The sequence below is a fragment of the Haladaptatus sp. ZSTT2 genome (assembly GCF_037081775.1).
Taxonomy (GTDB): Archaea; Halobacteriota; Halobacteria; order Halobacteriales; family Halococcaceae; genus QDMS2.
The window spans coordinates 1,704,979-1,716,850 of the sequence record NZ_JBAMHQ010000001.1; the positions used below are offsets into that span (position 1 = coordinate 1,704,979).

Below are 11,872 nucleotides of genomic sequence, written 5' to 3' on the forward strand. Positions count from 1 at the left end.
GCTTTTTCGTTACCAGCCGCCACCGGCCTGTCGGCCGGCGTCCACGTCGATTGCATCGACCGGGCACACGTCTACACAGAGCATGCAGTCGATACACTGGGCTTCTTTAGCCGGGTCTGCCTTCCGCTCGCTTTCGGGGTGGCCGGGGGTGTCTACCCATTCGAACACGTCTACGGGGCAGTCTTCGAGACACGCGCCGTCTTCGATACAGATGTCAAAATCAACTGCGACGTGGGTTCCGTGGATACCGAGTACTTCGGGTTCGTCGACGGGACCCCACACGTCGTGGCCGTTGTGTTCGTCCACTACCTCGCGGTTTTCGTGGAACTGTGGGTCAATTGCCATGCTGAGGTGAATGTCGGCAACCCACTTAAAACCATGTTAATAGCTAGCGAGGCGTGTCGCTTTCGGGCGATTTTCGGCGCGTTCGCTCGCTTCTTCACCGTGAAAAACTCTCTCACAACCGCCGTCAGAGCCGCACGGCCATCATCACTTCATCGATGTACGTCTCACCGAGCTTGTAGTGTTTCGCGCGCGTCGCCTCGATTTCCCAGTCGTGGGATTCGAGGAACTGGATTGCGTCGGTGTTCGTAGACGGCACCGAGTTGTAGATTTTCTCGAAGCCGTTTTCCTTGGCCCATTCGAGCCCGCGGTGCAGGAGATGGCTCCCGATGCCGTGGCCCCGGTACTCGTCGATGACGCCGACGGTCAACTCCGCGGTGTGACCGAGTTTTTCTAACTCAGGCGCGCTCAGATGCACCCAGCCGACGACCTCTCGGTTCACGCACGCGACGAAGAACATACGCGACTCCAACTCGTTGTGCCGGAGCAACACCTCTTCGTGATCGATGACGTCCGCGACCGACTCACCAACGATGTAGGTTTTCTCCTCTGAAACCTGGCGAATCGCGCCCACCAGCCCCGTGAGGTCTTCTTGCCGGGCGGGGCGGATGGTGTAATCGACGCCCTCGTCGGTGAACTCCTCTTCTGCCCCGGCCTCGATGGAGACGAGCAGCTTGTCGTCTGCGACTTCGATGAGACCGTCGCGTTTGAGAATCGCAATGTGGTGTTTGAGGCCGCTCGGGTCAACGCGGAGCGTTCGCTCTAGCTCTTTTGGCGTCACCGCCCCGTGGCTCTCGATGTATTCGTAGATGAGACGTCGGTCTTCGTGGCCGAACTCGAGCTTGTCAGAGAGTTTCATGACAAGCCTTACCACGCCGTCTTCCCTAATAGTTTTTCGTGATTGTTGACCGTCTGGTTGGCACGCCGGTGAGCAGTTGTGCCGTGTCGCGGATGTTGTCCGTTTTCAGGAGTAGCTCTGCGACCTCGCGGACGGTGAACTCGGCGTTCAACTCGACGCCGTAGCAGTGGGCATAGCAGTCGAGCCAGTCGTTCAGCGCGCGTTCGAGCAGCGAGAACTCGACTGTGGAAAAGCGCACCTGCTCGTCGCCGGTGCGCGCCTCGATGTAGACGAGCGCGACTTGGCCGACTCCGTCGCGGAGGTAGGTTAGCGCCCGCTCGTCGGCCGCCTCGCCGCGTGCGAGTGTCGACTGCTCGCGGTCTGCTTGTGCCCGCTCTGCGAGCGACGAGATGCGCTCCCAGTACGGCGAGTGGGACATCTCAGCCCCACTTGAACTCGACGCCCTTCTCACCGCGTGGGTGTTCCCACTTCGTCTCTGCGACCACCGCGCAGGTGCCACATTCGACACACGGCTGGGTGTCGAGGCTCACGATGCGCTCTTCTTTTCCGTCCACCATAATCGTCTCCTCGCGGTAACAGCCACCGCCGAAGTCCATCGCGCTCACCGGACACGCCGTGACCGCCGCCCCGCTCGCCTCCAGTGAGTTGTCGAGCAGTTTGATGTGCGGGTTGCCCACGTCCGTGTCGTAGGTGAGGTTGCCAATCCGGTCTGCGAGCGACGGCGGCGTGACCTCGCTCTCGGTGCTGATACGCGTCCCGAGTTCCTCTGCAATCACCGTCGGTAGCGTGACGTACGGCGTCTGGGTGTCCGGCACCATCATCGACAGCGACGGCGCAGAGTAGAGTTTTTCGAGACGGCCACCGAGCGCACGGACGCCGAGGCGACCCACCGGCGAGGTGAGCAAGCCATCGAGAATGCCCTCTGCCGGGCCGTTTTCGCCGACCCGCCGGGCCACCTGATAGCCGCGCGGGCGGAGCTTTTTCATCACGCCTTCGTCGTAGAGTTTGTCGGTGTAGCGCTGGCCAACTGCCTCGATGTCGCCGCGGGCGCGCGCCTCTGCGAACGCCTCTGCGGCGAGCGCGCCTGCGGTCACGGCGTGGTTCATGCCCTTGATAATCGGCCCTTGGGCCTGCATCTGGCCCGCAGCGTCGCCAACGAGCACGAGGTTGTCCTTGAACGGTGACGTGTGAGCCACCTTCTTCGAGTCGGGGACGAGTTTTGCGGAGTATTCGAGTTCCGTGTAGTCGTTGCCGAGCCAGTCTGCGAGCAGCGGGTGGGTGAGCAGGTTGTCGAGCAACTGGTGGGGCTCTGCGCGCTCTTCCATGAGCGAGTCCAAGTGGAACACCGTCCCAATCGACAGCGACTCTTGGTTGGTGTAGAGGAAGCCACCGCCGCGGACGTTGCCAAAGAGGTTCCCCGAGAACAGGTGGGCAATCCCTTCGTTCTCGCTAATGTCGAACCGCTCTGCGATAACGTCTGCGGGCATCTCTGCGACCGCTTTCACGCCCTGGAACCACTCTTCTGGTTCGTCCCAGTCCATCAACCCGGCTTGCCGGGCGAGTTCCGAGTTCACGCCGTCTGCGGCGACGATGAGGTCTGCGGTGATGGGGTCGAGTTCGTCGCAGGTGACGCCCACGATTTTCCCCTTTTCCCGCAAGAGGCCGTTTACGCGCACGCCGGTGAGCAGGCCGCCACCGGTCTCGCGGGTCATCTCGTGGACTCTTCCGGCGAGCCACGAGTCCATCTTGCGGCGGAGCACCGCATCAGACCACTCGGTGTCGTGTTCGTGGAGGTCGGTGATGTCGAACGACTTCACCTTCTTCCCAGCGATGTTGTGGAGGTGGTACTCCGTGATGGGCCGTTCTGCGGCTTCCTCGCGGAAGTCGGGGAACAGGTCGTCAATCGTGTAGGGGGCAGATTCCTCCGCGTAGAGGAGGCCGCCTGAGACGTTTTTCGACCCGGCGTCGACGCCGCGTTCTAAAACGAGTGTTTCGATACCGTTTCGTGCGAGCACCGCGGCCGCTGCCGCCCCACCGGGGCCAGCGCCGACCACGACTGCTTCGTAGTGTTCGTACTCAGTCATTGTGCGTCACCGCGTCCGTCCGCGAGTGCTTTCAGATTCAATTCGCCGCTTTCGAGCGCCTCGGTCAACTGCGGGAGCACCTCGAACAGGTCTCCCTCGATGAAGTAATCGGAGAAATCTCGAATCCGCGCGTCGGAGTCGGTGTTGATGGCGATAATCGTGTCCGACTGGTCGACGCCGACTTTGTGCTGAATCGCCCCGGAGATGCCAGCCGCGATGTACAGCGGCGGCGCGACCACCTGTCCGGTCTCACCGAGTTGGCGCTCCTCTGCGACGTACTGTTCGACGTGGCCGCCGACCTTGTACGACGCCGTCACCACCCCGCGCGAGAGGCCGAGGTCTGCGTCGTCGAACTGTTTGACGAGGTCGAGCGCGAGTTCGATTCCCTTCGTCGGGTCTTTGCCAATGCCGCGACCCACCGCCACGATGACCTCGCGGCCAGTGAGGTCGACGCCCTCGTCGAGTTGGTTGAACTCCGTGACATGTACCTTGAACCACTCGTCGGGTAATTCGAGGCTGTGGTCGACGATGAGGCCAACCCGGTCTTCGTCCGCCTCAGGGACGGGGAAGCTCCCCGGAATCACCGACGCGCCCTGCGGGTGGAACTCCCGAGTCGGGTTGTCGAGACAGAGAATCGTCGAGTACTCGAATCCGCTGAAGTCGGGGCGTTTCATGTGCAACACGCGCTCGAACTCGACTTTCACGCCGGGCTCGCCCGTCTTCACGGGGTTCGAGATGAGTTCGTCCGTGATGTAGAGGTCAGAACAGTCACTCGCCAGCCCGCTGTCGAGTTCGGCCTGCACCATCGCAGAGAGGTCGCGGCCGTTGTTCGTCGCCGGGAACAGGAAGTATCGCGGTTTATCGTAGTCGCGCCAGTCTGCGTCCCCCCGACTCATGTCCGAGACGATTTCGGTGTACGGCTTGTGCTGGAAGCGTTCGAGGCGGTCGTCCTCGTGGTAAATTGCCACGTCCGCGCCGTAGGCGATCACGTCGTCTGCGAGGTCGCTCGCATTGTCACCGATGACGACGCCGACGACCCGTTCGTCCGCGTCGTAGTCGTCGTTGTACTCGTCTATCAGCTCGCGCGCCTTCCCGAGCATCTCCTTCGACACGTCGATGAGTTCGCCCGCCTGGGTCTCGCAGTACACCCACATGTCGCGGTAGGTGCCGCCAACGAGCGCGCGGACGTGTTTTTTGTCCACCGTGGGGTGTTCGAGTTCGTCGGGCAAGTCCTCGGCGAGTTCGATGACATCGATGGCGCGCTTGGCTTCCGGTCGCTCTTTCGCCCCTTCCGGCTCGTCCTGGGCCTCGGCTTCGTCCTCTGCTCCGCCAACCGCTTCCATGCGCGCTTCGATGGCGGCGATGGCGGTCGTTCGATTCTTCCCGTCTTTTTCGGCTTCGAGCATCTCGGCTAGCGCCGTCGCGTCGTCTATCTCCGCGAGTGCGGATTCGAGTTCCGGAACTGTGTGGTTGGATGGGTCGAGTGCCATGATTAGTCCCCCGCTGCGAACGCGTCCATCACGTCAAACACTTCTTTCATCCCTTCCATGTCCGTCGCTTCGACCATCGTCGCCTCGCGCTCTGCGGGCGCTTTCGGAATCGGGTCGACCGAGGACACGATGGTTGGTGACCCATCAAGCCCGATGAAGTTCGGGTCTAAGTTCAACGCGACGTGGTCCCAGACCGTAATCGCGTTCTCTGCATTCTCTGCGCGTTTTTGGGTCTCCTGGCGTAGGTCTTTGAACACGAGTCGGTGTTCGGCCCGTCGATAGCTCGGCTCGAACTCGGGGTCCATCACGATGAACGCAGGCAGGTCGACCTCGACGGTCTCTACCTCCTTGATGTCGCCTTCGACGAGACGTTTTGCGCGAACTCGTTTTTCCTCCTCGTCCACGTCGAGGGCGATGACGTGGGTAATCATCGGCCAGTCGAGACACCACGCTGTCTGGGGGCCGGTGTGGCCCGTCTCACCGTCTGCGGTTTTGAACCCCGCAAAGATGAGGTCTGGCTCACCGAGTTTCTCGATGCCCGCGCTGAGCGTAATCGCAGTCGCCCACGTATCAGAGGCGGCCATCTCGCGGTCTGAGAGCAAATACAGGTCGTCTGCGTAGACGTCTCGCATCGCTTCTATGAGGATGCCCTGATAGCCCGGTGGCCCCATGCTCATCACGCTGACACGGCCGCCGTGTCTGACTTTTGTCTGCATCGCCGCCTCCAGTGCGAACTTGTCGTTCGGATTCATCACCGTCGGCGTCTTTCCCCGTTCGAGGTGTCCCTCCTCGTTAAAAGAGACCTGTCCCTCTCTGAAGTCGGGGACGCCTTTCGTAAGAACAATTGAGTGCATTGATATCGAACCTCGTGACTCTTCGTCCCATGTTACTCCTACCTCATGGTTTATTATTATGTCGGGCCGCCAATTGGACTGGCGGGTGCCACTTTCACCCCTCTCCAAAATCCGATTCGCGCGTCTCCACGTCGTTCTCCCTTGGATTCGGTGAATGAGCGCGACGTAGCCTGGACTGAGAAACCACACGAATCCACCCGAATCCGCCGCCGACTACTGGACAGGCAAAAAACACGAGGGCTAGGACTTTTATCGCTCCGCACCCGCGTTCCACCCATGCAAAAGGTTCGTATCGACGAGTTAGACCGTCGAATGAGTCCGGCAAGCCGCCGGGTTCCCGTCGCAAAGGCACTCGAAACCGAGGGCCTCGCGCTCAACTACTTCGAACTCGCCCCCGGCGAGAGCTTCGCCTTCGGCTATCACTGCCACCACGACCAAGAAGAGGTGTTCTACATCCAAGAGGGTACGGCGACGTTCGAAACCGACGACGGCGAGGTCACCGTCGAGGAAGGCGAGGCCATCCGCTTTGCCCCCGGCGACCACCAACAGGGGTTCAACCACACCGACGAGCGCGTCGTCGCCCTCGCCATCGGGTCGCCCAAAGAATCGACCGAAATCGATCTCTACGGCGACTGTGAGGACTGTGGCGAGCGCACCCCGCAGAAAATCGAGATGGTCGAGACCAAAGACGCCCTCGTCACCGTCTGTCTCGAATGTGGCGCACAGACCGGCCGGTACACGTAATCTGCGAGCCGTTTTTTTAGAACCCGAGCACCACGTACGCCGTCCCGAACAGAACCGCGTCGTACAGTCCATGAACTAGCATCGGGATGACGAGATTTTGCGTGCGGTCGTAGAGAACGCCGAGGAGGACGGAAATCCCGAACAGCACCGCGCCCGCGACGCCCACAGCGAGTGGGTCGGGCGTGGCGAGAAGTGACGTTGGGACGTGGGCGAGGGTGAACAACAGACTCGTGAGCGCGATGGCGCTCGCCGTGCTGAACGACTCGGTGAGATACCGCTGGAGAACGCCGCGAAACAGCAATTCCTCGGCCGGACCAATCACCAAAATCGAGAGGGGAACCAACACGAGCAACGTGTCGCGAAACCCGTCGAGGGCGGGGTCAACGATGGCGTTTCCCGCGACGGGAAGGCCGAGGGCGAAGATGAGGAGCAACGAAAGGTATCGGAAGACGAGCAGGCCCACCGTCCCGGCGACGATGGCGACGTACCCGCGTCGCGCTGGCCAGTGGAGGTTGAAGTAGTCGAGGCGGTGGTGGGCGACCACGAGGAACACGCCTGCAGCCGCTGCAAAGCCGAGTTCAGAGAGGATGACGATAATCGTGAACCCGAGAAGCGTCTCCGCTGAGATAAAGAGCGCAGGCAACGAGAGCGCCACGCTGAGGACGAACGCCCCGGCGGTGATGAGGAGCGCGCCACCGAGGTGTCTCACGGGAGTTGGTGAACGGACTGCCATAGCCGTAAAAAGTGCGACTCGGGCTTAGTTAGTCGGTCGTTCCTACCGACGGGCCGGTGCGCGCGGGATGTCCTTGACCTCGCGGACGTAGTCACAGAAGTTCTCGAAGACGAGTTTCGCCTGCTGGGCGCGGGCGTAGTTTTCCTCGGTGATGCCACCCATGACCTCGGCGCGCTTCTCGTCGGTCAGGTCTTTGCTCTCGGTGAGCAGTCTCGCCGTCTCCATATCGTATTCGGGGTGGAACTGGACGCCGAAGCTGTCGCCCAACTGGAAGCCGTGGACGCCGTAGTCGTTCTCTGCGGTGCGCGTTGCGCCGGGTGGGAGTTCCGTGACGGCGTCTTGATGTGAGGTGAACGAGAGAAAGTGCTCATCGATCCCCGCAAACAGCGGCGTGTTGTCGAGGTGCGTGATCTCTCGATACCCGATTTCATAGGCGCCCATCCCTTCGACGGTGCCGCCGAGCACGTCGGCGAGCAGTTGGTGGCCGTAACAGACGCCGAGGGCGGGCAGGCCCCGGTCTACGGCTTCGCGCGCCCAGTCTTTGAGGGGTTGAATCCACGCTTCGTCCCAGTACACAGACGAGCGCGACCCGGTCACGAGAAAGCCATCGAAGTCAAAGCTGTCCGGCAGTCTGCCTTCGGTGGCGTGAAACTCCACGAGGTCTGCGTCCACTTCGCGCCGGAAGTTGCGCTTCGTGTCCGTGTCGTCGTGAGCGGCGTTTAAAAGGGCGAATCGAAGCCGAGTCATTACTGTCTAGATGAGAGCAAGCGTTTAGTGCGTTACGCTCCCCAAGGTTTCTGCCGGGCGTTTGTGCGCCCGAGCCGCTGATTATCGTGCTTCGAGAAAACCGAGCACCTCGTCGTTGACGACCCGTGAGTGCTCGACGTGACAGAGGTGGCCCGCGCCGGAGAGCGGGAAAAAGTCGCCCTTCGGCAAGCCCTCGGCCAGTTGTTCGCCTCCTGAGACGGGCCACACCGCGTCGGCGGTCCCGTGGCAGACAAGCGCCGGGAGCGTGATTTCGTAGAGCGCGCCCGCATCGAACGCCTCGATGGCGGCCTGCTGGGCGGCCCACCCCGCTTGCGTCGCGTCTTCTGTGCGCCACTCGACCAACTGGTCGATGGTGGTGTCTTGCTCACTGAAGAAGTCGGGCGACAGCGCGTTCCTGAGCGACGCTCGGAGCGCCGCCGGGTCGTCGCGCGGCGCAGCAAGCGGCGTCGTGTCGATGTCCCCACCGTTCGCGGCCGTCCCAATCAGACACAGTGACCGCGCCCGCGAGTAGCGCCGGGCGTAGTCGAGTGCGACCATCCCCCCAAGACCCGCGCCGACGAGGTGGGCTTTCCGCACGTCGTGGGCTTTCAACACCGATTCAAGGTCGTCTGCGAGCGTTTCGACCGTGTAGGGGCCGGGCGGCACATCCGAGCGCCCCGTCCCGCGGTGGTCGTACACGAGCGTTTCGAACGGCCCGGTCAGGGCGGCGTGCTGCCAGCCCCACTGCCACGCGCCGTAGCCAGCGTCGCCGACGAGCGCGACCGTCTCGCCGCTCCCGGCGATGTTGGAGACGAGCGTCGTGCCGTCTGCGGTGGTGACTTCCATGGTTGGCACTCGGGGGACGAAGATAAAGAGAATAGCGACTGCGAAGCCCGAGTTACGCGTTCAGGACGCTTTTCAGGACTTCGGGAGCCTCGTCTAAGGCGTCGTCCAGCTTGTCGGCGTCTGGGCCGCCCCCTTGGGCGAAGTCTGCGGGGCCGCCACCGCCACCGCCGACGCGACGGGCGAGTTCGCCAACGACCTCACCGGCGTTCACGTCCACGCCGTTGGGGACGGCGACGACGAACTGTGCACCCGACGCGCCACTGCCGAGGACGGCAATCTTCCCGTCTTCTGCGAGGGCGTTCGCGGTCGCGCGGAGTTCGTCCATGTCGGCGTCGATGCGCTGGACGATGGCGACCGCGCCGTCGCCCAGTTCGACTTCCTCGCCGCCCGCACCGCCGCTGGCGCGAATCTCGGCGAGCTGTTCTTTCAAGTCCTCTATCTGCTTGCCGCGGCCCTTCCACTCCTCGAAAAAGCGCGCTGCGGTCGCGGGCACTTCGTCGGGGCTCACGTCGAAGATGTCTGCGGCTTCGTAGAGCGAATCTTCGTTCTCCTGGGTCGCCTCGATGGCGGCGTCACCGGCGGCGAACACGAGGCGCTCGACCCCGTCTTGGACGCGCTCGGTGGTGAGAATCTTGATGGCCCCGATGTCGCCGGTTCGAGCGACGTGGGTGCCACCGCACGCCTGCACGTCGTCTGCGACGTAGATGAGACGGATGTTCTCACCCGGTGGGATGCCGCCTTGATACAGGTCGAAGCCGTGTTTGCTCTCTGCGTCGTGGCGGTCTGGCCACTCCTGTTTGACCGGCGTGTTGTCCATCACGATTTCGTTCGCGAGGCGTTCGATTTCCTTGACCTGCTCGCGCGTGATGCGGTTGTAGTGGGTCACGTCGATGCGCGAGGAGGTGAGTCCCTTCTGCGCTCCGGCCTGTCGGATGTGCTCGCCGAGCACCTTGCGCGCGGCGTGAATCACGACGTGGGTCGCGGTGTGGTGGCGCATCAGCCGGCGGCGACGGGTCGTATCGACCTGCCCGCGGACGAATTCGCCCTTGCCGGGGTCGTCGTCGGTGCGATGCAGGACGACGCCATCGACGATTTGCACGTCGGTGACTTCGACGCTCACGTCGTCGGTCGAGAGCGACCCGCGGTCTGCTGGCTGGCCCCCGCCTTCGGGGTAGAACATCGTCTGGTCTAAGACGACGTCGTAGCCGTCTTCGCGCTCGAACACGTCGATGACGACGGCTTCGAACTCGGTGCGCTGTTGGTCTTCGTAGTACAGACGGTCTGTTTTCGGCAGTTCGGCGAGGCGGTCTTCTGCCGATTCTTCTCGCTCGTCTTCGTCCTCGAAGGCCTGCTCGCCGCCGTGGCGCGAGGCCACGAGGCTGTAGAAGTCATCTGGGACGTTCACGTCTGCCCCGACGTCAAGGGCAATCTCTTCGACCATGTCCGGCTGGATGCCGTGGGAGTCGTACAGTTCGATGAGTTCGCGCGTCGGGATGGCCTCGCCGCGCGCTGCGTACTCTTCTGCGAGCTGGCGAACCCGGCGACCGCCGCGTTCGAGCGTCTCGCGGTACTTCTCGACTTCCGTCCGGACGATGTCGCGGATGGTGTCGCGGTTGCGGTAGCCGAGGCGTTCTGCCTGCATATCCACGAGTTCGTCTAACGGCGCGTCGATGCCGACGTTGTCCACGAGGCGTTTGGTGCGCCGCAGCACCATGCGCGTCAGGTAGCCCGTCGAGACGTTCGAGGGGACGATGCCGTCGCCGAGCATGTACGCGAGCGTCCGACAGTGGTCGGCGATGGCGTAGATGTCCTCTAACGGCTCCATCAACTCGGTCAGTTCGGTCGTGGAGACGCCGATGTGCTCTGCGATGTTGTCGCGGGCGGACTCCATGTCCTCTGCCTCGTCGATGTCCATGTGCCCCGCGAGCTTCGCGGCGCGGTGGACGATGTCCTCTTGTTCTGCGGTGAGTTCGATGCCCGCGTTCTCTTTGAGGAACGCAATCATGTCGGGGTAGACGGCTTCGTACACCGTCGGCGTGCCCTGACTGACCCACGTCCAGCGCTCTAAGCCGTACCCGGTGTCCACGATGTACGTGTCCATCTCGGAGTACGTGTTGCCGTCTTTCATCTCGTAGTCGCCCTCCGGGTCCTGTTCTAAGGACATGAAGACGAGCGTGGCGAGTTCGACGCCCTTGAAGATGACTTCGAACGCCGGTCCGGCGTTGCCGCCGCCAACCCACGGGTCTTCGATGTAGGTGATCTCGACGGGGTCGACGCCGAGCGATTCGAAGAACTTGTCGCAGTACTCGACCGTCTCGGATTTCCAGTACACTTCGCCCTCGTAGGCGTACTTGTCGCCCGCCTCCTCTTTGGCGTTGAAGGCGTGGTGGGCCATCATCTCGAACGCCATCGTGTGGCGGCCCGTCTTGCCCACGTTGTCGATGTCCTGCATCCGGATGCACGGCTGGCTAATCGTGAGCGGGTTCGCCGGTGGCGGCGTCTGCCCGCTCGTGACGAGTGGCTGGAAGTCGTAGATTGATGCTTGGGTCAACAGCACGTCGTCTCGCCAGCGGTTCGCGGCGACGGGATAGGGGTCGATGCGCGTGTGGTCGTTCGTCTCGAAAAACGAGAGAAACGCCTCGCGCATCTCCTCTAAGGTGTATTCGCCGTCGAACCCGGGGTTGTCGATGAAACTGTACTCAGCACACGGCGGCTCACCACAGGTCTCGCGAGACCCATCTCGCGTCCAGAAGTGCGCCCCGCACTCAGAGCACTCCAGTCGGTGGAAGTCCTCCGTCTCGAAATATTCGAGACGATACTCCGCTTCGAGGTCGCTCATTCGTGTCCACAACTGGCCTGTGTGCGCGTAAAACAGTTCCGCATACTCTCTCAACAGTGGACAAATCGACAGGTAGCGCCCGTCAGGCGGCTTAACTGCGCGGTCACCCGGCGTAACTCACTCACCTCCTGCTTACCTCGGGTATTTACATTACCAATAGTTACCGTCTAACTGGGAGTTACCCGAATTCGCGTATCGTCATATCGTGTTTGTGTCACGCAGGGTTGCGGGAACTCCTCCACCCACCAGGTGGCCACAGGCAAAGCGGGTTCCCCCACCCCCTTCCCGTGGAACATGGTATTTTCCCACCTCTCTCCCCTTTCCTCAAAACCCG

Annotated in this window: 11 protein-coding genes; 1 reads left to right on the plus strand and 10 read right to left on the minus strand. The window is 62.3% G+C overall.

All coding sequences use genetic code 11. The features are described 5' to 3' along the window. Positions 1 to 9: 9 nt before the first annotated feature. From V5N13_RS09320 to V5N13_RS09345, 6 genes are all read right to left on the minus strand, one after another. Entirely contained in the window at positions 10 to 345 is a 336-nt protein-coding gene (locus V5N13_RS09320) for a 4Fe-4S dicluster domain-containing protein (protein WP_332897631.1), read from the minus strand. A gap of 124 nt (positions 346 to 469) precedes the next feature. Further along, entirely contained in the window at positions 470 to 1,201 is a 732-nt protein-coding gene (locus V5N13_RS09325) for a GNAT family N-acetyltransferase (RefSeq protein ID WP_336360538.1), read from the minus strand. Between the two features lie 25 nt (positions 1,202 to 1,226). Then, on the minus strand, positions 1,227 to 1,619 hold the full coding sequence (locus V5N13_RS09330; protein ID WP_336360539.1) for a hypothetical protein: 393 nt from the start codon (positions 1,617 to 1,619) through the stop codon (positions 1,227 to 1,229). Position 1,620: 1 nt separating this feature from the next. After that, on the minus strand, positions 1,621 to 3,285 hold the full coding sequence (locus V5N13_RS09335) for an FAD-dependent monooxygenase (protein ID WP_336360540.1): 1,665 nt from the start codon (positions 3,283 to 3,285) through the stop codon (positions 1,621 to 1,623). Further along, positions 3,282 to 4,778 (minus strand): electron transfer flavoprotein subunit alpha/FixB family protein, encoded by a 1,497-nt coding sequence (locus V5N13_RS09340; RefSeq protein WP_442905095.1) that lies wholly within the window; start codon positions 4,776 to 4,778, stop codon positions 3,282 to 3,284. Before V5N13_RS09340 ends, V5N13_RS09335 begins: the two co-directional genes overlap by 4 nt. Continuing rightward, a complete protein-coding gene (locus V5N13_RS09345) occupies positions 4,778 to 5,629 on the minus strand; it encodes an electron transfer flavoprotein subunit beta/FixA family protein (RefSeq protein ID WP_336360542.1) in 852 nt (283 codons plus the stop codon). The genes V5N13_RS09340 and V5N13_RS09345 overlap by 1 nt, the downstream gene beginning before the upstream one ends. A 276-nt stretch (positions 5,630 to 5,905) precedes the next feature. Between V5N13_RS09345 and V5N13_RS09350 the strand changes: the two genes are divergently transcribed. After that, positions 5,906 to 6,373: a cupin domain-containing protein gene (locus V5N13_RS09350; RefSeq protein WP_336360543.1), complete on the plus strand. Its 468-nt coding sequence runs from the start codon at positions 5,906 to 5,908 to the stop codon at positions 6,371 to 6,373. Between the two features lie 16 nt (positions 6,374 to 6,389). Here the strand turns inward: V5N13_RS09350 and V5N13_RS09355 are convergent, their stop codons facing one another. From V5N13_RS09355 to alaS, 4 genes are all read right to left on the minus strand, one after another. Continuing rightward, the gene (locus V5N13_RS09355) at positions 6,390 to 7,106 is read right to left on the minus strand and encodes a CPBP family intramembrane glutamic endopeptidase (RefSeq protein WP_336360544.1); all 717 of its coding nucleotides are present in this window, start codon (positions 7,104 to 7,106) and stop codon (positions 6,390 to 6,392) included. Between the two features lie 42 nt (positions 7,107 to 7,148). Continuing rightward, on the minus strand, positions 7,149 to 7,853 hold the full coding sequence (locus V5N13_RS09360; protein WP_336360545.1) for a type 1 glutamine amidotransferase: 705 nt from the start codon (positions 7,851 to 7,853) through the stop codon (positions 7,149 to 7,151). An 81-nt stretch (positions 7,854 to 7,934) separates the two neighbouring features. After that, positions 7,935 to 8,699 carry an alpha/beta fold hydrolase gene (locus tag V5N13_RS09365; protein ID WP_336360546.1) on the minus strand — a complete coding sequence of 255 codons (765 nt, stop codon included), beginning with the start codon at positions 8,697 to 8,699 and terminating at the stop codon, positions 7,935 to 7,937. A 52-nt stretch (positions 8,700 to 8,751) separates the two neighbouring features. After that, a complete protein-coding gene (gene alaS, locus V5N13_RS09370) occupies positions 8,752 to 11,538 on the minus strand; it encodes an alanine--tRNA ligase (RefSeq protein WP_336360547.1) in 2,787 nt (928 codons plus the stop codon). Positions 11,539 to 11,872 lie beyond the last annotated feature (334 nt).